Genomic DNA, 248 nt, shown 5'->3' with positions numbered 1-248 from the left:
TGAATCCAATTGAAAATATCGCTTTAATCGCTCACGATAATCGTAAAAGCGACCTTGTTGCTTGGCTAAACCAGCATATCGAAGCTTTAAGTAGCTGCCAGTTCACTACGACAGGAACAAGCGGTAAGCTCATCGAAGAAAAAACAGGCCTAAGCGTGAACCGTGTTCAAAGCGGCCCTTTAGGTGGTGACCAGCAAATAGGCGCACTAATTGCTGACGGCAAAATTGATTTGCTGATCTTTTTTTGG

General features: G+C 44.0%; 1 protein-coding gene. It reads left to right on the top strand.

From position 1 onward, the window contains the following. Window positions 1–248, top strand: a 248-nt coding sequence (locus A3757_RS06560) for a methylglyoxal synthase (protein ID WP_197469888.1), incomplete at both ends; no start/stop codon positions are given.

The organism is Oleiphilus sp. HI0117, assembly GCF_001635235.1.
The sequence above is the reverse complement of the archived record's forward strand: the minus strand, read 5'-3'. Positions and strand labels throughout refer to the sequence as shown.